General features: G+C 46.4%; 20 protein-coding genes. 14 read left to right on the forward strand and 6 right to left on the reverse strand.

Annotation, left to right across the window (positions count from 1 at the left end):
* Positions 1-2 precede the first annotated feature (2 nt).
* From FO446_RS09320 to FO446_RS09335, 4 genes are all read left to right on the forward strand, one after another.
* The gene (locus tag FO446_RS09320; RefSeq protein ID WP_232774131.1) at positions 3-992 is read left to right on the forward strand and encodes an RCC1 domain-containing protein; all 990 of its coding nucleotides are present in this window, start codon (positions 3-5) and stop codon (positions 990-992) included.
* Between the two features lie 133 nt (positions 993-1,125).
* Entirely contained in the window at positions 1,126-6,498 is a 5,373-nt protein-coding gene (locus FO446_RS09325; protein ID WP_237900474.1) for an RHS repeat-associated core domain-containing protein, read from the forward strand.
* A gap of 11 nt (positions 6,499-6,509) precedes the next feature.
* Positions 6,510-6,842 (forward strand): Imm8 family immunity protein, encoded by a 333-nt coding sequence (locus FO446_RS09330; protein ID WP_237900477.1) that lies wholly within the window; start codon positions 6,510-6,512, stop codon positions 6,840-6,842.
* Positions 6,843-7,035: 193 nt separating this feature from the next.
* A complete protein-coding gene (locus FO446_RS09335) occupies positions 7,036-7,992 on the forward strand; it encodes a phage lytic cycle repressor MrpR family protein (RefSeq protein WP_419466143.1) in 957 nt (318 codons plus the stop codon).
* 567 nt (positions 7,993-8,559) lie between these two features.
* Here FO446_RS09335 and FO446_RS09340 read toward each other — a convergent pair.
* The 4 genes from FO446_RS09340 to FO446_RS09355 form a co-directional block, all read right to left on the reverse strand.
* Complete coding sequence (locus FO446_RS09340) at positions 8,560-9,006, reverse strand: acetyltransferase (RefSeq protein ID WP_237901054.1); 447 nt, start codon at positions 9,004-9,006, stop codon at positions 8,560-8,562.
* 158 nt (positions 9,007-9,164) lie between these two features.
* Positions 9,165-10,097, reverse strand: coding sequence for a DUF4179 domain-containing protein (locus FO446_RS09345; RefSeq protein ID WP_237900480.1), 933 nt, complete (start codon positions 10,095-10,097; stop codon positions 9,165-9,167).
* Positions 10,090-10,608, reverse strand: a complete 519-nt coding sequence (locus FO446_RS09350; protein ID WP_237900482.1) for a sigma-70 family RNA polymerase sigma factor — start codon at positions 10,606-10,608, stop codon at positions 10,090-10,092. The genes FO446_RS09345 and FO446_RS09350 overlap by 8 nt, the downstream gene beginning before the upstream one ends.
* A 104-nt stretch (positions 10,609-10,712) precedes the next feature.
* Complete coding sequence (locus tag FO446_RS09355; protein ID WP_232774126.1) at positions 10,713-11,462, reverse strand: Gmad2 immunoglobulin-like domain-containing protein; 750 nt, start codon at positions 11,460-11,462, stop codon at positions 10,713-10,715.
* Positions 11,463-11,704: 242 nt separating this feature from the next.
* On the opposite strand from FO446_RS09355, the gene FO446_RS09360 reads away from it, so the two are divergent.
* The gene (locus tag FO446_RS09360) at positions 11,705-12,811 is read left to right on the forward strand and encodes a peptidylprolyl isomerase (RefSeq protein WP_221869275.1); all 1,107 of its coding nucleotides are present in this window, start codon (positions 11,705-11,707) and stop codon (positions 12,809-12,811) included.
* Positions 12,812-12,894: 83 nt separating this feature from the next.
* Here FO446_RS09360 and FO446_RS09365 read toward each other — a convergent pair whose 3' ends face one another.
* Positions 12,895-13,926, reverse strand: a complete 1,032-nt coding sequence (locus tag FO446_RS09365) for a superoxide dismutase (protein WP_237900484.1) — start codon at positions 13,924-13,926, stop codon at positions 12,895-12,897.
* Between the two features lie 170 nt (positions 13,927-14,096).
* On the opposite strand from FO446_RS09365, the gene racE reads away from it, so the two are divergent.
* Together racE and FO446_RS09375 are read left to right on the forward strand one after the other, a co-directional pair.
* Positions 14,097-14,909, forward strand: a complete 813-nt coding sequence (racE, locus tag FO446_RS09370) for a glutamate racemase (RefSeq protein WP_221869277.1) — start codon at positions 14,097-14,099, stop codon at positions 14,907-14,909.
* A 96-nt stretch (positions 14,910-15,005) separates the two neighbouring features.
* Positions 15,006-16,058, forward strand: coding sequence for a GerMN domain-containing protein (locus FO446_RS09375; RefSeq protein ID WP_173608513.1), 1,053 nt, complete (start codon positions 15,006-15,008; stop codon positions 16,056-16,058).
* A 19-nt stretch (positions 16,059-16,077) separates the two neighbouring features.
* On the opposite strand, the gene FO446_RS09380 is transcribed toward FO446_RS09375, so the two are convergent.
* Complete coding sequence (locus FO446_RS09380) at positions 16,078-17,325, reverse strand: MFS transporter (protein WP_237900486.1); 1,248 nt, start codon at positions 17,323-17,325, stop codon at positions 16,078-16,080.
* 215 nt (positions 17,326-17,540) lie between these two features.
* On the opposite strand from FO446_RS09380, the gene rph reads away from it, so the two are divergent.
* The 7 genes from rph to lonB all read left to right on the forward strand — a co-directional run bounded on the left by rph (position 17,541) and on the right by lonB (position 24,771).
* Complete coding sequence (gene rph, locus FO446_RS09385; RefSeq protein WP_237900489.1) at positions 17,541-18,302, forward strand: ribonuclease PH; 762 nt, start codon at positions 17,541-17,543, stop codon at positions 18,300-18,302.
* Positions 18,295-18,888 carry an XTP/dITP diphosphatase gene (locus FO446_RS09390; protein ID WP_048032069.1) on the forward strand — a complete coding sequence of 198 codons (594 nt, stop codon included), beginning with the start codon at positions 18,295-18,297 and terminating at the stop codon, positions 18,886-18,888. The genes rph and FO446_RS09390 overlap by 8 nt, the downstream gene beginning before the upstream one ends.
* Positions 18,889-18,918: 30 nt before the next feature.
* The gene (locus tag FO446_RS09395; protein WP_173609121.1) at positions 18,919-19,458 is read left to right on the forward strand and encodes a metallophosphoesterase family protein; all 540 of its coding nucleotides are present in this window, start codon (positions 18,919-18,921) and stop codon (positions 19,456-19,458) included.
* Positions 19,459-19,583: 125 nt separating this feature from the next.
* Positions 19,584-20,876: a trigger factor gene (gene tig / locus FO446_RS09400; RefSeq protein WP_237900491.1), complete on the forward strand. Its 1,293-nt coding sequence runs from the start codon at positions 19,584-19,586 to the stop codon at positions 20,874-20,876.
* A gap of 132 nt (positions 20,877-21,008) precedes the next feature.
* The gene (gene clpP, locus FO446_RS09405) at positions 21,009-21,590 is read left to right on the forward strand and encodes an ATP-dependent Clp endopeptidase proteolytic subunit ClpP (RefSeq protein WP_007722241.1); all 582 of its coding nucleotides are present in this window, start codon (positions 21,009-21,011) and stop codon (positions 21,588-21,590) included.
* A gap of 20 nt (positions 21,591-21,610) precedes the next feature.
* A complete protein-coding gene (clpX, locus tag FO446_RS09410) occupies positions 21,611-22,876 on the forward strand; it encodes an ATP-dependent protease ATP-binding subunit ClpX (RefSeq protein WP_012685515.1) in 1,266 nt (421 codons plus the stop codon).
* Between the two features lie 197 nt (positions 22,877-23,073).
* Complete coding sequence (gene lonB / locus FO446_RS09415; RefSeq protein WP_173608509.1) at positions 23,074-24,771, forward strand: ATP-dependent protease LonB; 1,698 nt, start codon at positions 23,074-23,076, stop codon at positions 24,769-24,771.
* Positions 24,772-24,773: the final 2 nt, after the last annotated feature.

A 24,773-nucleotide genomic window follows, 5' to 3' on the forward strand; every position in this document is an offset into this window, starting at 1 on the left:
AAGTGAAAAAAAATCTAATTAAGTCAAATTTAATATGTAATATTTTACTGATGATGCTTGCAGTACTTTTTCTATCAAAAGAGACGACTTTGGCAGCGGGTAATGCAGTGAGTAGTGCTGCAGGTTCAGAGCACTCTCTCATTCTGAAGAGTGATGGTACCGTTTGGGCGTGGGGTGCAAATGGTGCCGGTCAATTGGGCGATGGTACAACCGTTCAAAAAAATGTTCCTGTCCAAGTAAGAGGCATTACAAACATTTCGCGTATTGCTGCGGGAGAGTACCATAGCGTAGCTTTGAAAGCAGATGGTACAGTATGGAGTTGGGGAACTAATGGTTATGGTCAATTAGGTAACGACACAACTAATAGTAGTGCCACACCAATACAAGCAATGGATCTAACAGATATTACAGAGATTGCTGCTGGAAGATATTATGGGTTAGCTCTCAAGAAAGATGGTACAGTTTGGATGTGGGGATATATGGCTGGAGGGAGCGTACAAAAAAAACCAATAAAAGTATGGGGTCTTACAGACATAAGGGCAATTGCTGCTGGGGGAGGTCACAGTCTTGCTGTTAAAAAGGACGGAACAGTATGGGCTTGGGGGGAAAACGAATATGGTCAATTAGGCATAAACAATACAACAGCGAATCAAGTTCCAACTAAAATAAACGGACTTTCAAATATTGTCTCTGTTGCTGCAGGATTCAAGCATAGTATGGCACTTGATGTAAATGGAAAAGTGTATGCGTGGGGCCTTGGGAACCAAGGACAAATTGGTGATGGCAATAATACGCTTAGAACTACTGTCCCAGTGAATGTACTAGAAGTGACAGAAATTGTGGAAATTGCAAGTGGGTCTCTTGCTAATCATAGTTTAGCTTTAAAGAGAGACGGAACAGTATACGCATGGGGAAATAATTATCCCGGTCAACTAGGAGATGGAACAACTAATAACAGCTTCAAACCTATAAAAGTTAAAATTACACCATAATATTTACTAGTAAATCCCCCTTCTAACCAAGGGGGACAACATTTCTTTCGGAGGCAATATGAAACTCCTGTCGACAAAATCAACCCTGATTTTTATATTAAGTCTTTCCCTATTTACGACGATGATACCACCAGTGAGTACCCTGGCAAATGAACCGTCAATCCAAGAATTATCAAATACACAAAGTATAGAATCATCAACTCCAAACGAGACAATAGATGAAATCCAGAATTCCATCGCAGAGCAAAATCTCAACCCTTTACCAGAAAAAAGAGAAGCAAAAAATCCCGCATCATATAACGCCGCGGACATCGCTTCACTAACATGGACTCAGCTGGATGCAAACACAGCAATCGAAATCCACCAAACATTCGACCGAACCTTACTAAAATACGCTGCCTATTTCTATCCAGATCTATTGCAGCTACTTTCAACAGAAGAACACTCAGAAGTAAATGCTTTTTCCAGTGACCAGCTCATCTCTCAATTCGATCATCTCAGTCAGGAAAATAAGGCCCTCTTAAATCGCCTTACACCCCTTGTAGCATCGAAAGTAAATGAACTCAAGAGTCTGGAAGAAACACTCGACATTCAAGCAGTGAATACAACTCCTCCAGAAGTTCTCTACACAGAAAAAGATCAGGAGTTTCGCTTTGCTCGTTCAAAAACAGAGCAATCCGTAGATGATGTATATCGCTCTGCAAACTTGGTCGAGCAAGATCTCTACTTACCAGGAAAGCATGGACTGGATCTGGATATAAAACGCCGATATCACTCCCTGAGCAGTAAAATCAGTGTACCAAGCTGGGACGATGATCTAGACAAGAATGAAGCCTTAAAGGCCAATGAGAAATTTGCAACAGGCTGGGATTTTAATATGCCGAGACTGGATATCGTCACGCGTGAGCAGGCAGCCACGGTAAGGGACGACCCCTATAATCCAGGCCAGCAAATTTACTCCACCAAGGTAGACAAGAGTCCAACGGCGAATCGTTATTACATTAGCTTAGAGGACGGGACATCTTTAGAATACCGGTTCAACAAGTTTGTGAATTATCCATATAAGGACATTATGTTCATCACGGACGACGTGAATCGGAAGTACACGCTGCATTACCGTAATCTGAAGTATGAATTTGATGTCAAGCTGGGAACAGTCGTCAAATCCAATATTTATGGAGACACGATCAAGTACAACCTGAATAGCGACGGAGAGCCAGTCAGCATCGAAGACAGTGTCGGCCGCTATGTGGTGCTAAAACGAAAGCAAAACGACACCACACAAGATTTGATAGTCTATAAAGACAAATCAGAGACTACCGTGCTCAAGCACATTCGCTACCACTTTGAACGAAAGCTAGCATTGAACGGTTACTTTCAGCTCGTTCGAGTAGAAGTCCTGCCGACAGCAGGGAGTGGGAGCGGTTCTTATACAGTAGCAAATTATTCCTATCATAATCCTACTACCAAGGGTATTGCTTATTTCAATTTGAACAAGGAATACACACTGGACAAGCTCCCTACCGATCAAAGCCTTCAAGATTCAGCAAAGTATTGGGAATCGGATACAAAGAAGCGTAAGGAAATCGATTACTTGCTCATGCAAGAAGTTTCCTATCCGCTGCAAGGATTAAAAATCAACTACGAATATCGTCCCTATCAACTAGGTCAAACGACGTTTAATGACGGTCTCGTACGGATTTTTCAAGACAAGTATGCACTAAGCTATGTAGCCTATCATCCTGTTAATAAAGTATCGTACAGCTATACGCAGAAAACGCCAAAAGGAACCAATACGTATAAGCTCGAAAAGAACTATGCCAATAACGACAACCTCCACGAGATATGGAAGGTACCAAAGGAACAACTGCCCAGATTGAAGAATTTTGCGGAACGTCATGGGGATACCATCCAGGTCACCGAATCTGAGGCTTCCCGTTACACGAAGAATTCCATTTACAAGGTCAATCAAGACGGAAATACGTTGCTGCGAAGCGAGAAGACAACAGGCGTGAGCAAAGGCGGAACAAATGTATCTGGCGCGAAGTATCGGGTCGAGTACAATCCAACTACGTACACAACCTATGCCTATTCCGGCCGGAATACAAAGCCGACGTATCAATACGTTTTCCTGGAACCGACATCGGCAGTGAGCGATCTGGATGTTTACAATTCCTACTTGAAAGACCCGAACCTATCCAATCGATCACGGTATGCGGCCAAGATCAACAATTACGCACAAGAGACGTATTTGGAATATAACGATTACGGACAGCTAACCAAGCAGATTGCACCGGACGGGATTGTAAGTACATGGACATATGATGCAGAAGGGGTAAATCCATGGGGCTTCCGTACCTTCTCCGTATTGAAGGCAGCCAGAACGCAATCAACCTCCGCCTCGGGCGATCCGTATTATTCGAATACGACATTCGAGTACAACAATCAATATTTGCTCCGGAAGGAAACGGAGATCAACTCGTTCCCTGCCAATTTGATCAATAATCACAAGAGCCAATCGGTTGAACGGACATATGAGTACACCAATAACCAGCTCTACTCGATTACGGAAAACTTTGGCGCAGGAAAGACAAGGACGCAGACCTTTACCGCTTATGATCAATATGGCGTTCAGCCAACACAAATCGCACTCGCAGGTGTTGAGCTGGAAAGCGGCAAATCGGATGTATTGAATTTTTCCTACGACATCGATGACAAAGGCCAAATCAAAAGCCAGACCTATCCGAACGGAAGCAAAGCTACATACGATTACGATGAGTTAGGCCGACCGTTATCGGAGACTTTTCACAATCAAGGCGCAAAACGAACCATAACGTATGTGTATCGGGACGGCGAAGCTTCTGGATCGAGTTCAGAAGGACCGGGCATCGTGGAGAAAATTGCCCCGGATCAATCGAAGCTGATCACTTACTACACCCCGTATGGAGATACCGCCTATCAAGAGCAGGTGGGCACGACAGGTGCGAAGCGTCCATTGGTAGAAAACGAGTTTACGCCAGATGGCATGGAGATTAGTCGCACGGTTCCTTACGGGAAGCAGGAGCAAAGCACCTCGTACCTGTATGACTGGGACGGTTTTGTGTACCAAACGATGAATTCCTTAGGAACCACTAAGAACCATCGAAACAATGCCTACTCGGATAAAACAAGATACTTACCTCGTCTGACGGAACAAACGCTCTCTCCGAATGGCTATATCGCGACCACCTACCGTGATTTGTATGGAAAAGTGGAGAGCACGGAGGAGACGACGCAAAGCGGCAGTCATCATCGCGTGACGAACTACCAGACGGATCGATTCGGGAAAGTAACTAATAAAGAAATCTCAGACGGAAAAACTTCCCAAGCGTGGAGTATGCGCTTCGACCATAACGACAACCTGGTGTATTTGCAGGACCCTGAAAATAACGTAAATGTATACGGGTACGATGGGCTAGGCAATCTCACCAGTGTATTGGAGAATGGCACGACTACGGCAGAGTATACCTACAATAGTTTGTCGTGGAAGCTCTCGGAGAAGAATCCAGAGACAAGAGCGGAGACGTACACCTACGACAAAAGCGGTCTTGTGAAGAGTTACAAGGATAAAAACGGTGTCACATTCAACTACGACTACACGCCTTTCCATGAGTTAAAGAAAGTTTCTTCCGGCGCTTCTTTCTATGAAGACCGCGTGTATGATCCACAGTCTGGTCTGCTTTTGAGCGAAAATAATCACACAGGAAACTCTATTAGCTATGGCTATGATGGGTTCCATCGAAAGAATCGCCAAACGATGATGGGCAAGGACTACCAGCTTCTGTATTCTGATAACGACGATACGATAGATACACTCGTATACCCTGCAAGAAGTGCGGTATCTGGTTCTGCCCCATCTCTAAGTGTCGGATACACCTATGACAACGCAAACCGATTAAATTCGGTGGCGATCCCGGGAGTGGGAACGACCACATACACGTACGATATCAGCAACACAGGAGAAACCAATGCAGTATCGTATCCGGGACAACCGAAAGCGATGCAGCAGTCGGTCAGCTCATTTGGTGAAAAAACAGCCTTGAATCACGCAGACGGCTGGAACGAGACAAATGGCTACGATCTGTTTGGCAATATCACTAGTCAAAAGCGCTCCGGTACGAATTATGGATTGTTTGTGTACGACAAGCTTTCCCGGATCAAGGAAGAATCGGTCGAAGGAAACGTCAAGCAATACGCTTATGACAAACGCGGCAACCGCCAAGTGTATGCAAATGCCCCGGTAGATATCCTGCGCTCCTATGAAATGAAGCACGATTTGTTTAATCGTTTGCAGGAGTACAAGGACGAGAAGGGGACGACAACGTACACGTATTATCCAGGTGGATTGCGTGCGACGAAGCAACAGACTGGCAGCGTGACGGATACGACTCACTACGTCTATTTGGATGGGCAAGTGATTGAAGAGCTGACGCAGGATGGCAGGGTCAAGGCGAGGAATGTGTTTGGTAACCAGTTGATCTGGCGAAAAGACTATGCGTCGAATCTTGAAGGTAATTACTATTACAATAGCCATGGTGATGTTGTCAAAATCAAGGCTCCCAATGGGAATGTTCTAAATACGTACGACTACGACATCTGGGGCAATTTGATTGCGGATAAGGTCAAAGAAACGATTTCCAACCCGTTTATGTATGCGGGGGAGATGTTTGACAAAGAGAGCGGGTTTTACTACCTGCGTGCTCGGTATTATGATCCGAAGATAGGGCGGTTTATCTCGGAGGATACGTATAAGGGGCAAGTGGATAATCCGTTGAGCTTGAATAGGTATACGTATGTAAGTAATAATCCATTGCGGTTTGTCGATCCTAGCGGACACTATCAATGCGAAGGTGCGATTTCTAGTTGTAATAAAGAAATATCAGGGAATAAATATTACAAAGATCTACGTGATTTAAGCCCTGAAGAACAAGTTCAGATTCTTGAAGATCCGAGGTACTCAGAGTTTGATAAAGCGAGGGTATCTTTGTTGATGATGGGTAGATCTATTGGTTTGACGTCGCTTTCAGGAGTTTCTAATACTACGAAAGTAGTGAGCACGTCTACTACACTAAAATCCACCTATACACCTACTTATAAAGTGAATTTGCAGTACTTCGCTGGAAAAAGAAGTAAGTGGTGGCATCCAGAATATATTGATAATCTATCTTCAACTGATATTTTATTTGGCGTTAAAAAATCTCGTAAAGGCTTATCAACATTGGGAAGTGCCAAAAGAGCGGACGCTTGGGTTGCTGGAAGAGGTTGGGTAGGTGTTGACGCTAAGGAGATCGTAGATAATGGAGTGTTAATAGGATACAGCAGTAATGACGGTTTGAGAGCATTTAGATTACAATATAAAAAAGGAGATCAAATGTGGCGAGCGAATTTTCAACTAAATACAAATAAAATAGGAAGCACATCTAAAAAGGCTGAAGTATTTAATGTTCACATTGATATATTAGACTAGGAGGGCTGTGGATGCTTGTAGTTAAATCATTGATACAATCTTATGAAGATTGGGGTACTGACATAGATGATTTTTATATATCTTTTGAAGTTGATATAGGTTGTAAAGATATCATTGGATCAGCCGATATGTTTACTTTTGAGGTGGTGAGTCCAAAAAGATTAAGTAAAATTGTGTCAGATAGTAATATTGAGATTGGTAGAGGCTATCTAATTATGAATGACTTTAATATTAACCAAGTACAGCAGGTTGTGAATAATATCGTAAAAAAGTGTCAAAATGAAGATTATAATTTGGCGATGAAGGATATTTCAAAATATTTTAGATGGCAGATGGATAATTAATTGTAACAGAGACTTTTGTTAGCAACTAAAATCCCCAAGTGAGTAACCAAAACTCGTTTGGGGCTTCTTTAATTTATCCCTGAAAGAAGTAAAAAACTCTTGATTTAAAATGCAAATTTATAGTAATATCAATTCAAGGAAGTCGAACTATAAATTTATAGTATTCCTGCTTCATCAAGAAAGGTGTGTAACCATGTTTAACCCCGAAATAAAAACTACCTTTCTTCAAGGATATAAAGAAAATACCCAAAAAGCTTATTCAAGAGTCTTCAACCTAACAATGAAGTTCGAAGTGGAAAAGGATAAGGATTTGCTCCACTTTACACTGGATGAGATTGAAACTGCCCTGCACAGCTTCCATGCTTCTACAGGAGATTCTCTCAATACGGCTGGGAGAACGATATCTGCTTACTTGAATTGGGCAAGGGCAGAGGGGCTTAGAGAGGACATCAATCCACTGGAGTTCGTTTCAAAAGAATGGTTTAAGAACATGGTAGGTAACACCCACCAACAATTTATTACGAAGCAAGAAATCGATGCAATCATTGACCAATGTAATAACGATCAGGATTCAGTGATTCTCTCCCTGTTATTCGAAGGTGCGGGTGGTAGAGAGGTAAGTGAACTACGCAATCTAAAACGTGATCAAGTCAATGATGAGAAACGAACATTGATATTGATTAACGATAAAGAAGAAACAAGAGAAATTCAAATATCCGAGCAGTGTCTGAAATTAATAAATGGCGCAATCAAGCAAAAGGATTATCTCAAAGGTAATGGGGAGATGAGACGAGATCATCTCAAAGAAACAAGTGAATTAATTGAAACAGGCTATGTAATCAGACCAGCCAAGACAAGAAATGTTCATATGGAACAAGTCAGTCCTCATCTGATTTATGGGAGATTACATGCATTAGAAGAATACTTTGGTTTTGATAATCTACGAGTGAAAACGATTCAACGCAGCGGGATGATCTGGATGGGAAAACAACTGTTAGAACGTGATGGCGAACTCGGAAAAGAGCAGTATTATGAGATATGCCAACAGTTCGGCATTAGCCAAGTCATGAATGGAAACAAGCTAGAGTATATGTGGTGGGGATTAAAAGACTTCGTAAATCCAGACATGATTGCTGTATTGTACAAGTAACGCACCTAGAGGATGTAATTCCTCTGGGAAAACAAGATAAAACTAAAAATTTATTGTAAATAGATAAAGGAAGGTGATCGAACGTATGAGTTGCTATCTTTTGTTATAACATGCCAAATCATATTCAATATATTAAAATTTATAGTGAAAAGGAGAGAATACTATTGTTTGATTCCATCAAAATGAAAGTAAGTTCCGTATTTATTCAACCTGAAATATTACGACAATATAACTTTGCATCTTTAATCAGAAAACAGGTGTTATGACCACATTCCAAATGCAAGACGAGATCATTCCATATATCAAATATCAGGAAGCAAGCGGCACTTTAACTATTCAAGTTTCGATTCCCAAGATGCTTTATGGAAATAATGTCAAAGCAATCGAACAATCAGATATTCCCATTTTCTTTCAGCGTGTACAAGAACGATTACAGCAATTATTCGGCATCCACATTTCCACGAACCCCTGTTGGAAGCATACAAGATCAATCATGTAGAACAAGACTGTCTCACAAGTAAAGAATTCCACTACAAGAGACAGTCCTATTTTTTATACAACCAAGAATTACCGTTCTAAACCTAAATGAATCAAAGGAAACGACCTCCCCGAACCATCCAGCTCAGACCGTCCTGTCTGCACAAACCCATACCTTCTGTAGAAAGCATAAGCCCCTTCGTTTTGCTCGTTGACATCTACTTTGAGATTCGGACCATACTTACGCTCTGCATGTTCAAGTAATCTGCGCCCAATCCCTTTCCCGTGGTATTCTGGATCAACGAACAGCATTTCAATTTTCGCTCCATCAAGGCCAATGAAGCCTACAGGCTCTTTCTTCTCGTTAATTTCCATCCATACCTCAACAGCAGATAGTGCTTCATTTTTTACCATGTTTTTATAAAACGCAATATCTTCTTTCGCCAAAAAATGGTGCGTACGGCAAACGGCACGATACCAAATATCTACCAATTGATCACGATAGCTGGCTTCATAAACAACAGTTTTGGTATTCATCATGAAACCTCCCGATTCAAACTAACAAATAAGAAAAGAGCGCTCTTGAGAGCTTATTATATAGAGTCGCTAAAAACTTTCCTATCCGGTTCACAGCTTTTCTATCCTCCCAGAATAATCTGACGATTGATCGGCGAGAAGGGGAGGGGAACCCAACCCTACCTGGCCTCAATCCCCCCAGGCACTTCCAAATACCCTCTCTTCTCCACAAACAATGGCTCTACAACCCCAAACTCATTCTGCAATTGCTTCATTTTCTCTTGAGCCTCGGCTTCCGTCCGATAATACCCGGCCTCGACAAAATATCCACCTTGCTTGTCCTTCAAAACCCGCATATTGTCCGCGACCAATAGAGCCTCCTCCATAGCCCCGAGCGCCTCTCCATACGGCACGGAAGCAGTGCGCACCGAGTACACAGGCTGCTGCTCTTCTGGCGTTACTTCGTTTGGAGAAATCGTAATAACAACTTGCGCTGGCTGCTTATATTCCTTCACCTTATAAGCAATCGCTTCCTTAAAGGTCACATTAAACCGCACGAGAGAATCGTCCAACGAAATGATCTCGTAAGCATCTTCAATGTACGGACTTTGCTTCAAAGTCTCGAAATCTTTAACAGCCGAAAATTTTCTCGCGCCACCAACAGCAAACGTCATCGTATTCGGATATTCCGTAAAACTCACGTGGAACGAGCTGACGTTCTGCTGTACCTCATTATCCTGGGTAAAGTTTATGATGATGTTTTCCCGGTCTCCTTGCTTCTGTACCGTAATGAAGCTAACATCTACGGCATCTTGCGGAGTACCACCGCCTGCACTGCCTTTATTGAATTGCAATATTTTCACTAGCTTGCCCAGACCAGGCACGTTTTCCAAAGCACTCGCAAAGGCGGGGATTGTGTTCACGCTGACCGTGAAAAGAACAAAGACAGCGGCCGCGCTAACACCAGCGTGCTTTAACCAACGCGTTCTTGCTTGCGCACGCTTGCGATGAAGCTTTCCACGTCCGATGGCTTGCTCGGTGACTGCCGCCAACTCTTCGGGAATTTCAATATCGTGATAGGCTTGTTTGTAATCGTCCAGTTTGTTATCCAAGAGATTCACGCTCCCCAATGTTCACTTTCAATTTCTCCAGTCCGCGGTAAATGATCGACTTCACGGAGCTGAGGGGTATGTCTAGCACATCGGCAATGTCCTTGATGGGCATGTCTTCGAAATACCTCAGCATAATGACCGTTCTGGATTTTTCATCGAGTTGGCCCAAGGCATCTTGCAAGTCGATGGCATCTTCCCGTGGTTTTTGCTCGTAGCTGCCTTCATGCTCTTTATCCATATAAACGACTTTTTTTGCTTTGCGTATGTGATCCAAGGCGCAGTTGACGGCGATTTTGGTCAGCCATGTTTGAAAATATTGCGGCTGCTTCAATTTGTGTATGGAGATAAAGGCGCGATAGACAGTCTCCTGCACGATTTCCAACGCGTCTTCCTTGTTTCGTACATAAGTAAAAGCCATGCGATATATTTTTTCTCTATTCTCTTGGATCAGAAGCGTAAAGCTGTCTTCATCACCGGAAATGGCTCTTTGTGCCAGTTCAGTTTGATTCACGATGCTGCACACCCTCCTTGCTGAATACGTTAGGTTCTTCCTTTCCTCACCTAAATAATCCAGCAGCGCGAGACACACTGCGGGAGCGTAAATCCTTCTTATCCTTACTTTAATGGGAATACCATTTTATTTTTCGTTTCGCCGCTTTCTTGATCGATTTCAAACAGCTCGAGGGTGCTTGTGTTATTTTTAGACAGATTGCTCAGCGGAATGACAATCTCCTGAGAGAATTCACCCCATTCCGGGCCGCCTTTCGATGCTGTTCCAAAGCCTTTGGCAACGACTTGTTCGTCTTGCTTCACGGCATATTGATAGGTACCTTCGAAAACGCTAGCTTCGCCGGATACCGTGTACACGACAGACGGTGCTGCAAGCTTCAGGTTACGAAATACTTGGGTGTTTTTTACTTGATCGGAGCTATTTAATGGAATGGAAAGCTTGTTGATGATCTTCCCGTTCTCTTGATTAATTTCAAACATCTCGAGCATCAATGGCTCTTTTCCTATTAGCTCACTTGTTGGAATTTTAATCGTTTGCGCAAACGTTCCCCATTCCGGGCCACCATTTGAAGCTGTGCCGAACCCACTTGCGACAACGTGCTTCCCTTGCTTGACTACGTATTGGTACGTACCTTCAAAAACATTTGCTTCCCCTTTTAAAGTGTACAGGAGAGCAGGCTCTGCTAGTTTGATATTCCGAAACCTATTTTGTTCGGCTGGTTCGTTGTAGTTTGTTTCTTGCTGCGTGGTTACTGGGGGAGCAGCTTGGTTAGCCCAAGTCGTGCCGAGGACTCCGGCAAAAACAGTGCAAGTCAAAATAGAAGCAGCAACTACAGTGATCGTCTTTTTATTCATGGTATGTCTCTCCCTTATCAGGCATATGGTCGTGATGGATTGTTTGTTTTTGGTAGTAGCTTCATGAAGGTTACAAGGGTTAGACGGGGGAGGGACGCAAAAAGACGCAAGAGATTTTATGGGAAAAAATGATATTTTCTCGCTGTATTTAGCAGAATTTTTAAAATATTAAGGACGACGATTCACGGATTAAGCTATACTGTCTTTATGGAACAATCTTCTAATTAGTGGGGGCGGAAAATATGAAAAAACTCGTTTCACTGGCAGTCGTTGCAAGTATTGCGATCCCGTTACTAAGTCCAACGTTTGTCCAACATGCTGCTGCAAATGCTATTCATGACTATCGTAGCGAAGCTCAGGTCAACCAGTTCCGCCCACATGGTGGAGATAAGCAGGAAGTGAATGATTACATAGCGTCCTTGGTGAAGCAACGATCCAATCCTGCTGAGGTAGCAAAGCTGGTGGCAGATGACTCCTTGACGAATTTTGCGATGAAAACCTATGTGGAAGGATTGGCGCAATACAAAAACATTCAGGTGATCGAAGCAAAAGTTGACAAGCTGTACACCGTCACGAAGGAGGACGCCTACAATAACTACCGTGCGATTGTGAAATTCAAATACGTCGGGTATACCGCAGATAACAAGGCCATTGAAAAAACGGATTATCTCGGTTTGGCCAGACTCGGTACAGACCCGGTGAACTGGAAGGCGTGGGGAGTCATTTGGCAGGACTCTGGCATCGATGTGTCAGATGTGAAGCTAATTCAGTTGGAGAAGCCACGCAAAGGCGAAGAAATATGCGTGATCACGACAGATGCCGGTGTGATCAAGCTGAGACTGTTCCCGAACAAAGCTCCAAAAGCGGTGGAAAACTTTAAGACTCTCGCCAAAAAAGGGCAGTACAACAATATGATTTTTCACCGTGTGATCAACGATTTCATGATTCAGGCGGGAGATTTGAAAGGGCCGGATGGCAAGGAGCTCCCGAGTATTTACGGCGAGTCCTTTGAGGACGAGTTTAGCAGGGATCTGTTCAATTTCAGAGGAGCGCTCAGTATGGGGAACGCTGGACCCAATACGAACAGCACGCATTTCTACATTGTACAAAGTCCCAAGGTAGATCAGGAGTACCTCGATTTGTCGGCGCTGCCGTTGAACGCAGAAGCAAAGTATAAAGAAATTGGCGGACGAGCTTACCTCGACAACCGCCACACTGTTTTTGGTCATGTATTTGCCGGGATGGAAGTCGTTGACAAGATCGCTGCCCAGAAAACAGATGAGAATGCAAAGCCCATCCAAAATCCGATCAAGGTGCAAAAGATCGAATTTGTCCCTTATAACGAATAAGCTTCGCCAGCAAAGCAAAAACCCCCTCTCATTCCTGGCACTTGGGATGACGAGGGGGTTTGTCAATGAAGGGGAGATGCAAGTCAATACGGCTCCCAGCGCAGTTTGCGTGCCTTCTCGAATCGCTCTTCCACATAGGGCCAGTTGACGATATTCCACCAGTTCTCTACATACTTGTCTCGCTGGTTTTGATACGCCAGGAAATAGGCATGCTCCCATACGTCCAGGGCCAGTAGCGGAATCACATCCCATTGTGACAGGTTCTGGTGCTTTTCGGCCGTAAGAATCTCCAGATGATGTGCCCGCGGGGACCAAACGAGGATCGCCCACCCAGGACCTTCTACCTTTTCTGCCGCCTGACTAAATTGTCTCCTAAAGGTGTCATATGAACCGAAATACCGATTGATTGCCGCCACGAGATCACCAGAGGGAGTGCCACCCCCATTTGGACTCATGGAGGGCCAAAAGATCGTATGCAAGTAATGACCTGCCCCGTTGAAGGCTAGCTCACGTTCCCAATGGCGAATGAGATCGAAGTTGCCACTCTCTCGGGCATCCGATAGCTTCCTCTCTGCTGTATTGAGATCGTCTACATACTTTTGGTGCAGTTTGTTGTGATGGATTTGCATGGTTGCTTCATCGATGTACGGCTCTAAAGCGTTGTACGCATAAGGGAGCGGGGGGAGGGTATGCCGGCCGACAGCCACGGGGCGTGCCGCACGGACTGGCTCGCGTGCACCGGGATAGGAAACGGGTTCTGGCACAACAGGCACTTGTGCTTCTTCCGCCACCGCTGGCTGTGCATTCATTGATTCCGCAACAGGTTCCCTCGTTTCTCCTTCCAGTTGGTCATCTTCACTCAACTGAGCCAGTCGTAAAAAGTGATGGAATTGCTGCTGCACTTGTTCGGCGCGAGTGATGAGAGCAGGGAGTTCGTCGCTGTCTTTTGCCGAATTGAGCATGGATGCTTGCCTTCCGATCTGTGTAAATGTTTCCTCGAATTTGTGCAGATGCCGTTCGAGTTCTCGGTTGAGGGTCTTATGTCTTCGCAAATGATCGATCCATTGGCGGCCCCATTGGCTCCAGTCCAGCAAATTCTTGGCTTCTTCTACCAAAAGATTCTCCTCCTCGTGGGCACATCATCACTCCTCACATTATGAAAGGTGCCTAGAGAAGGTGCGACATTTGCGGAGTACAAGAAATTTCATCTCGGCATATGGTAGTAGCACAAATGTTTGAGTGGTATGCTGTACTATATTCATTTCAACAGGGGAGACACATTAGCATGAGTAGAGAACGAGCGATAGCCGTTATTGATTCAGGAGTGGGAGGATTAACTGTTGCGAAGGAAGTCATGCGTCAGCTACCCGAAGAACGGATTGTTTATGTAGGCGATAACGCCCGTTGTCCGTATGGCTCCAAATCGCCGGAAGAGATTCGTACCTACAGCTTTCAAATGATCGACTATGTGATGCGTACACCGTTAAAGGCATTGGTGATCGCCTGTAATACTGCGACTGCCGTCGTGCTGGAGGAAGCGATGGGTGATTTGCCGCTGCCCGTCATCGGGGTGATTGAACCAGGGGCGCGTGCAGCTGTTCAAGTGACGAAAAACGGAAGGATCGGTGTCATCGGGACGGAAACGACCATTCGTACGAGGGCTTATGAACGTGCGCTTTTACGGATTCAGCCGGATCTATACGTCGCAGGCATGGCTTGTCCCGCATTTGTGCCACTGGTGGAGAGCCACATGGCGAACACAGAGGAAGCAAGAAGAGTAGTAAAAGAAACGCTTGCCCCGTTCTTGCACGAAGATTTGGACACGTTAATTTTGGGTTGTACACACTATCCGTTGCTAGCTCCAATTATCTCGGAAGTGATGGGAGATCGAGTGCGCCTGATTAACTCCGCAGAGGAGACAGCACGAGAATTGTCCATGCAAATTGCGACTGACGCCGAAAGCAAGCAAATAGAGCGCCCGAAGCATTTGTTTGTGACCAGTGGGGACGCCCACAAATTCCGGACCATTGCAGAAGAATGGCTGGATTGCAAAGTAAACGTCCAGCACAACTCATTGGAAAAAACCGTCCAGCCCTAATGAAAGGCCTTGTCTGGCGAGACAAACTTTCAACGCATAAACCCAAGCCTAGCTCGTATACATGGTAGTACAAAGTGTGTGGAGGAGGCTGGGGAAATGAAGATAAGGCACATCGGGAAAATGACGGCCGTGCTGGGGGTTAGCGCAGTGCTTTTGTCGGGCTGCGGTCTCTTTGGCCCGGAAAAGGAAACGATAAGTATTGATGCACCACCACAGTCTGAGGTATCAGTTGATTTGCCAAACGGCACGCCGTCCCCGGATGCTTCAAAAGAAGGAGCACAACCGGTCGTTCAGGAGACTGGAGAGAGAATGGTGTACTTGCAGGATGCCAACGGATATATCGTTCCTGTCTCGATGACGCTTCCGAAATCAGAAGGTCCTGCCAAACAAGTATTGAGCTACATGGTAAAAGGTGGACCGGTAGAGAGCATGCTCCAGGGTGGCTTCTCCGCTGTCTTGCCGAAAGGGACGGAAGTAAAAGGACTTGTCATCAAAAACGGCGTAGCCACTGTCGATTTTTCCAAAGACTTCAAGACGTACGAGGAGAAAGACGAGAAGAAAATTGTCGATGCCGTCACCCGGGCGCTGACGGAATTTAGCAACGTCAAGACTGTGCAAATTTGGGTGAACGGAACTCCATTAACAGAAATGCCAGCAGCCAAAACGCCCATAACGCTATTAGACCGTAATCAAGGAGTCAATCTCGAATTGGGCGATGGAGCAGTACCAGGAGACACTTCCAGCGTAACGGTTTATTTCCAGGGACAGCTGGATGATACCCGTACGTATTATGTCCCAGTCACTCGCCTGGTTCCTGAAACGGCTGATATCGCCAAGGCAACCGTTGAAGAGTTGATCAAAGGGCCGAAACAAGGATCTCATCTCTTCAGCTCCTTGCTGCGTACGACACGTGTTCTAAATGTGAAGCAGGAAAAAGATTTGGTGACGGTCAATTTGAGCAGTGACATCCTCAAGTATGACGATGGCAAGGAAGCGAGCCCAGAAGCTCTGCAATCGCTCGTCTTGTCATTGACAGAGACGACAGGAGCCAAGCAAGTGCAGCTGCTGGTGGAAGGAAAACCGCTAGCTAGTGGCGAGTTCACCAAGCCAGTGAGCCGTCCGGTTCAACTCAATCCCATACAGATGTAAGGAACGAGCCACGCCCGTATTAACGAGCGTGGTTTTTGTTCGTCAATGATTCGTTGCCACTACCGCGTACAGTTCTCCAAATAACCAGCCCGAGCACAAGTGATGGGATCGTGACCAAAAAGCCCGCCACAAAGCCGACTATGCGAGGCTCTGCTATCGTCAAAATCCAACCGCCAAGGAGCATGGATAGACCGATCAGGATGTTTGAAATCGTCGCATCCAAGGCAAATACTCTGCCATGGTAGCTGGGTGCGACATGCCGCATGATCAGCGTATTCAGGCTGGCGTTCCCCATTCCTCCTGCAACGGTGGACAGCGCAAAGAACAGTGCCGTTACATAAATCGTAGGTGAAAAGCTGGTCAAAAGCAGCGCAAAGCCTTCCAAAGCGAAGCTGCTGGCAGCCACTTCGTTAAAGTAGCGCTGAAAGCGCTGAGCAAGCAGTCCCCCGATGATGAAGCCAATTCCGATCGCACCGTACAACAAACCAATTCCCCATTCACCGGCAGTAAACACTTGATAAGCATAGACACTGATCAGGACATTGATGATCCCCCCGCCGATTGGCCACACGGCTTTCAGCAAAAGGATGGCGTAGACAAGCGGTGTGGATGTGATGGCGCGAATCACCTCTCCGTAGGAAGAGACTTTAACCGTCTGCTGCAACTGCACGCTATTAACGGATTGGTCTGGGGAGGAGGGTACCTTCAGTCGAGCCAAAAACAGAGCGGATGCGAAAAAGGAGAGGGCATTGAAAAGAAAAGCGAGATCACTTCCCCACAGTGCTATAAAAATACCGCCGATCAACGAACCGATGGCCATGACGATTCCATAGATACTTTGATCAAGGGCGTTCGCAGTCGCCAATTCCTCAGGGTCAACGATTTTGGGGAGCAGGGACATTCGTGCCGGATTGTAAAGGGAAGAAAAGGCAACTAACGAAAACGTGCCTGCATAGACGATCCATAAATCTGATTTTTCAGATACAAACAAAAACGAAAGAGCAACGAATCCGCGAACGAGATCACAGGCGACCATCACTTTTTTTCGATCAAAACGGTCTGCCATCAAGCCGCCCAGCGGACCAAAAATCAAGTGAGGCAGCGTACGCAGGGCAAGGGTAATGCCTACAGCGATAGCTGTTCCCGTTATTTCGAGCAGCAGAGCGAGCACAGCAACGCTGTTAAACCAATCACCGATTCCGCTAAGGAAATTGGCGGTTAAAAGACGCCGCAAATTCGGCTTTTTCAAAAGAAACAGGAAGCTCATTACCTAAATTCACCTACCATCAAATTAATAAAATATCTAATTAGATGATATTCGAAGTAACGGGTGGTAGCAAGAGCTTTTTTTATGTGGAAGGAAGTGAAAAGAATATTTGCAATTAACGTAAATAGGGAAGAGGCGTTTGTGCAGTGGCAGATCGTTTCCTGCGTCTGGTATAATGAGCGGAGTGTAACAAAGCGATTTAGGAGGAACTTGGAATGAGAGTGGATGGCCGTGCCCATGATCAATTGCGCCCTGTAACCATTACGCGCAATTACATTAAACACGCAGAAGGATCGTGCCTGATTGAAGTCGGAGACACAAAGGTGATTTGTACGGCGACTTTGGAAGACCGGGTACCGCCTTTTATGCGTGGTGGCGGGAAGGGCTGGATCACAGCCGAGTATTCCATGCTTCCCCGAGCAACAGCGACCCGCAACGCGCGTGAGTCGTCCAAAGGAAAAGTCGGTGGACGAACCATGGAGATTCAGCGTCTGATCGGACGTGCTCTGCGCTCCGTTGTGAACCTTGAAGCAATGGGTGAACGCACCATTTGGTTGGATTGCGATGTCATTCAGGCAGACGGTGGTACACGGACAGCTTCGATTACCGGAGCTTACGTGGCAATGGTAGATGCGATGCAAAAGCTGGTGGATAGTGGCACCTGGAAACACCTGCCGCTCAACGACTTCCTGGCAGCGACCTCAGTAGGGGTAGTCGGTGAGGAAGCCGTGCTCGATCTTAACTACAAAGAAGATTCTACAGCGATTGTCGACATGAATGTCGTCATGACGGGAAAAGGAAAGTTTGTCGAGCTGCAAGGAACAGGGGAGGATGCACCGTTTTCTCCTGAACAGCTACAAGAAATGATTGCCCTTGCAAAAGTCGGCATTGACAACTTGATTAACAGCCAAAAAGAGGCGCTCGCTGATGTTACGCTCTCTTTTGCACAATCAGTAGCGGAGGAAAGTCATGCCTAATCGAAAAAAAGTCGTTCTTGCAACACGTAACCAGGGAAAAGTGAAAGAATTCAACAGGCTGTTCGCAGATGCAGGCTGGGAAGGAATCAGCCTCGCTGAATTTGACGGTGTGCCTGAGGTAGTAGAAGACAAGGACACCTTCGAAGGAAACGCGCTGAAAAAAGCAATCGAAATCTCTACATACCTGAACATGCCTGCCCTCGGAGATGATTCCGGTCTGGAAGTAGATGCGCTGGAAGGACGCCCTGGTGTTTACTCCGCACGCTTCGCTGGGGAAGATGCAACAGACGAGCAGAATTGGCGTAAATTGTTGAAAGAGCTGGAAGAGGTTTCGACACAGGAACGCACAGCTCGCTTCCGTTGTACGTTGGCGTTGGTGATTCCGGGCGAAGAGCCAATCATTGCCACTGGTGCTTGCGAGGGTGTGATCGCACGTGAACCAAAAGGGACAAACGGCTTCGGTTACGATCCGGTATTCTACATCCCATCGATGGACAAAATGATGGCCGAACTCATGCCAGAAGAAAAGAACCAGATCAGCCATCGTGCTCGTGCCATGCAGCAACTGCTTGAAATCATCAAGTAGACAAGAGAGAAAACAGGAGAGTGAGGCGTGATGGGAATTCTCATCATGAGCGATAGCCACGGCTTGGTTCGGGAAGTAAGCCAGGTCGTCAACCGACATCATGTCGAAAAAATTTTGCATTGTGGCGATTTTTGTGTGGACCATAAGCGCGAGCCGTTTTCCAACATGACGCTTGTCCGAGGCAATTGCGATTCGACACAAGAGGTGCCGACCGAGCAAGAGACCAAATGGCGCGACCTTCACATCCTGCAAACGCACGGGCATCTTTATGGTGTGAAAGGCTCTCTTCTGCGCCTTCATTACCGTGCAGAAGAGGTCGGAGCAAACGTAGTCATATTCGGTCACTCTCATGTGCCTGTCTGTGGTGTGGAAAGAGACATCTTGTTTCTGAATCCGGGCAGCTTGCAAATGCCACGCGGCTTTCATGTACCGACATATGCTCTTTTAGAAGAGACAGGAACGAGTCCGACAGAAACTTACATATCAGTGGCGTTTTATGATCATGTAGGCAACCCGGTTTCACAATTGGGAGGGAACTATTCTGTTCGTCGACCAATGAGGTCTTCTTGAAAACTAAAAGATTTGTGCTATACTAGAATGGTTATAATGGCTAGAATATTATCATCCGAGCCTGCGAAGATACCATGGCGCGGCTGGCGATGTTCTGTTGATTCGATTTAGGAGGGGAAGTTTACGTGGCAGCAAATTGGGAAAAGGTAGAGAATAACCAGGGAGTCCTGACGGTTGAAGTAGATGCTACGCAAGTAGACGCAGCATTGGATCAAGCGTTTAAAAAAGTGGTTCAAAAAGTTCAAGTTCCAGGATTCCGCAAAGGAAAAGTACCACGCAAAATGTTCGAATCCCGTTTTGGTGTAGAATCTTTGTACCAAGACGCTCTTGACATTCTGCTTCCAACTGCATACGGACAAGCTGTTCGTGAAGCTGGTATCGAGCCAGTAGATCGTCCAGAAGTAGACGTAACGCAAATGGAACAAGGGAAAAACCTGATCTTCAAAGCGACTGTAACTGTGAAGCCTGAAGTGAAGCTGGGCGACTACAAAGGTCTGTCCATCGAAGATAAAGACTTCTCTGTAACCGAAGAGAGCGTTGACGCTGAACTGAAGCGCATGCAAGAGCGTCATGCTGAGCTCGTAGCAGTAGAAGAGGGTGCCGCACAAACAGGCGATATCGCTGTAATCGATTTCGAAGGCTTCCAAGACGGAGTAGCTTTTGAAGGCGGTAAAGCGGAAGATTATTCTCTGGAACTGGGTTCCGGTACTTTCATCGCAGGGTTCGAAGAGCAACTGGTTGGCCTGAACATCGGCGAAGAAAAAGAAATTACCGTAACTTTCCCTGAAGAGTACCACTCTCCTAACCTCGCTGGTAAAGAAGCGGTATTCAAAGTGAAGCTGAACAGCCTGAAGCGCAAAAACCTGCCTGCTTTGGATGATGAGTTTGCCAAAGACGTGAGCGAGTTCGACACGCTGGAAGAGCTGAAAGCAGACACCAAGAAAAAACTCGAAGAAAAAACTGCGCAAGAAAAAGATCAATATGTTCGTGAGCAGCTCGTTCTGAAAGCAGCTGAAAACGCTGAGATCGATTTGCCAGCAGTAATGGTTGAGCATGAATTGGATCAAATGGTAAATGAATTTGGTCAACGTCTGCAATACCAAGGCATGACGCTGGAACTGTACTACCAGTTCTCCGGCATGGATGAGAGCCAACTGCGTGATCAATTGCGTGCAGACGCAACATCCCGCGTTCGCACTTCCTTGACTTTGGAAGCAATCGGCAAAGCAGAAAACATCGAAGCAACAGAAGAAGACGTAAACGCAGAGCTGGATAAACTGGCTGGCGTATACGGCCGCCCAGCAGATGAGCTGCGCAAAATCTTCTCTGCACAAGATGGCATGGCTGCTCTGTACCGCGATGTGCAAACTCGCAAAACAGTAGATTTGCTGGTTGCAGAAAGCAAAGTAACAGCATAAGCTTAGAAGAACGCATGATTGGTCAGTGGGCAGGCTAACCCTGAGCGCTGGCTGTCAAGACCACAAGGCACGAGTGTATCGTGCCTTGTTTTTCCACCATTGACTTTTTTCGGCAAAGGAGGAAAATACATAATGCTAATCCCAATGGTCATCGAGCAAACAAGCAGGGGAGAGCGCTCCTACGATATTTACTCGCGCCTCCTGAAAGACCGGATTATTCTCTTGGGCACCGAGATTGATGATGAAATCGCCAATCTGGTTGTTGCTCAACTGCTTTTCTTGCAAGCAGAAGATCCGGACAAAGACATATCGCTATACATAAACTCTCCAGGTGGTTCTGTTACAGCCGGAATGGCCATCTATGACACCATGCAGTACATCAAACCGGATGTGTCCACGATTTGTGTGGGCATGGCTGCCAGCATGGGTGCGTTCCTGTTGGCTGCTGGTGCAAAAGGCAAGCGCTTCGCTCTGCCAAATGCCGAAGTCATGATTCACCAACCGCTCGGCGGTGTGCGTGGGCAAGCAGAAGACATCCGTATTCATGCGGAATGGATTATGAAAACGAAGCGCCAGCTGAATGAGATTTTGTCTGAGCGGACAGGTCAGCCTTATGAACGCGTAGAGCAAGATACAGACCGCGATAATTTCATGAGCGCAGAAGAAGCAAAGGCCTACGGATTGATTGACTCTATTATCGAACGCAAAAACTGACCCGTTGTGAGGTGAAGCGCATGTTTAAGTTTAACGACGACAAAGGCCAACTGAAGTGTTCCTTCTGCGGCAAGTCCCAGGAACAGGTGCGCAAGCTGGTAGCTGGTCCTGGTGTTTACATTTGTGACGAATGTATCGAACTGTGCAATGAAATTGTACAGGAAGAACTGGGCACTGAAGAAGAAATCGATATGAAAGAAATTCCAAAGCCAGTGGAAATTCGCAAAATCTTGGACGACTATGTGATCGGTCAAGATATGGCGAAGAAGTCCTTGTCTGTAGCGGTGTACAACCACTACAAACGGATTAATTCCGGGGCGAAGATCGAGGATGTGGAGCTGCAAAAATCCAACATCATGCTGATCGGGCCGACTGGTAGCGGGAAAACGCTGCTCGCGCAAACGTTGGCGCGCATTCTGAATGTGCCTTTCGCGATTGCGGACGCAACTTCTCTGACAGAAGCAGGCTATGTGGGCGAAGACGTTGAAAACATCTTGCTCAAGCTCATTCAGGCTGCCGACTATGATGTGGAGAAGGCTGAAAAAGGAATCATTTACATCGACGAGATTGATAAGGTAGCCCGCAAATCGGAAAACCCATCCATCACGCGTGATGTGTCTGGTGAAGGCGTTCAGCAAGCGCTTTTGAAAATTTTGGAGGGGACCGTTGCGAGTGTTCCACCACAAGGCGGACGCAAGCATCCTCACCAAGAGTTCATCCAAATCGACACGTCGAACATTTTGTTCATCTGCGGTGGTGCATTTGATGGCGTCGAGCAGATTATCAAGCGCCGTTTGGGTAAAAAAGTCATCGGTTTCGGTGCAGACTTCGGCGATGGCGTAAAAGGCGATCTAAAAGCCGGAGAATACCTAAAATACATTTTGCCGGAAGACCTGCTGAAATTCGGTCTGATTCCGGAGTTCGTCGGTCGTTTGCCAGTGCTGGCTACCTTGGAGCCGCTGGATGAGGAGACGCTCGTGCGTATCCTGACAGAGCCGAAAAACTCTTTGGTGAAACAGTACCAAAAACTGCTGAGTCTCGACGGTGTTGAGCTGGAGTTCGATAACGGTGCGCTGCTGCAAATCGCGAAAGAAGCGATTAAACGCAACACTGGTGCGCGCGGACTGCGTGCGATTATCGAACAAATCATGCTCGATATGATGTATGAGCTTCCTTCCAGAGAAGACGTCAACAAGTGCGTCATTACCGAAGAAACGGTACGCGACAAAGTGAAGCCGCAACTGTTGACCAAAGAGGGACAGGAATTGCACGAAGAAACAGCCTAAGCATCGTCTACACGAACCATCTCGCGATAAGCGAGGTGGTTTTTTTGTTGTTGGTTTACGTCTACGCTTGCGGGGCAATACTACTTGATATCGTTCAAGAGAAGCTTTACATATGCACAAAACGGTCATGAACGTGTTCCTCTCTCTTCGGGGGACAAAAGTTGACCGCAAGCGAAGACGCATGGGAGGGACTGCATATGGACTATACGACATTGGTCATTGCTGTCATTGAAGTGGTTGTTGGTATCGTGATCGGCACCTACTTTTGGAACTTGCTGCGAGCGCAGAGAAACACGAAAACCTCAACCGAAAAGGAATCGCGCAAGGATCTGGATTCCATTCGTAAAATGAGAATGGTTGCATTGACAGAACCTCTGTCAGAAAGAACAAGACCAGCGACTTTGGAAGAAATTGTAGGACAAGAAGATGGGCTTCGTGCGTTGCGTGCCGCCTTGTGTGGTCCCAACCCGCAGCATGTCATTATTTATGGACCACCTGGTGTAGGCAAGACCGCAGCGGCTAGGGTCGTGCTGGAAGAAGCGAAGAAAAATCAGCTATCGCCGTTTTCTTCTGATGCCAAGTTTATTGAAATCGATGCGACGATTGCTCGTTTTGATGAGCGCGGGATTGCGGACCCGTTAATCGGCTCTGTACATGATCCGATCTATCAAGGGGCAGGCTCGCTTGGGCAGGCGGGGATTCCGCAACCAAAGCCAGGTGCAGTGACGAAAGCGCACGGTGGTATGCTTTTTCTTGATGAAATAGGGGAACTTCATCCTATTCAAATGAATAAGTTACTAAAGGTTCTTGAAGACCGCAAAGTCATGCTGGAGAGTGCTTACTACAGCGAGGAAAATAACCAAATTCCTTCGCATATTCATGACGTTTTCAAATACGGTTTGCCCGCCGACTTCCGTCTGGTTGGAGCGACGACGAGGTTGCCAGAAGAACTGCCTGCTGCGCTTCGTTCCCGTTGCCTGGAAATCTTTTTCCGCCCATTGAAGGCTGGGGAAATTGGGAGTATCGTGCGTACAGCTGTTCCTAAAATGAATATGAATATAGAAGACAGCGCTGTTTCCGTGATCGAGCGCTACGCGACCAATGGACGTGAAGCGATCAATACATTGCAAATCGCTGCGGGAATTGCCTTAACGGAAGAACGCCAGGACATCCAGGCTGCCGATGTGGAATGGGTGATGCACAGCAGTCAAAAATCGCCTCGCCCCGAAAAGCAGGTGCATGATGCACCGCAGGTCGGATTGGTCAACGGTCTTGCTGTGTACGGTCCGAACATGGGTAGTGTGATGGAGCTGGAAGTGACTGCTTCACCTACAGCTATTCCGGGTCAAGGTCGAATGGCGATGACAGGAATGGCAGAGGAAGAGGAAATGGGCAGCCGCAACCGGACGATTCGCCGGAAGTCGATGGCAAAAGGCTCGATCGAAAACGTTTTGACTGTATTGAACAGAATGGGCGTCCGTCCGTATGATTATGATCTGCATATCAATTTTCCGGGAGGCATCCCTGTGGATGGGCCTTCTGCGGGCATTACCATTGCCACTGCGATCTACTCGGCGATTGTGAATCAGCCTGTTGATAATTTACTGGCTATGACTGGTGAAGTGAGTATTCATGGGAAGGTAAAGCCAGTTGGGGGTGTAGTCGCAAAGGTGGAGGCTGCTAAACAGGCGGGAGCGACCCGAGTCCTCATTCCCCAGGAAAACTGGCAAAGCATTTTTGCCGACATGAAAGGGATCGAAGTCATTCCGGTGTCTACCGTCTCTGAAGTAATTGAGCTAGCTGTACCGCAAGCTGCCATGCAAGAAGCAGAGGCGACGGGATTTACTTTGCAGATCCCAGCAGAGGATCTCGCTTCCTCTCCGCTATCCCTGTAACA

The sequence above is a fragment of the Brevibacillus brevis genome, assembly GCF_022026395.1.
Taxonomy (GTDB): domain Bacteria; phylum Bacillota; class Bacilli; order Brevibacillales; family Brevibacillaceae; genus Brevibacillus.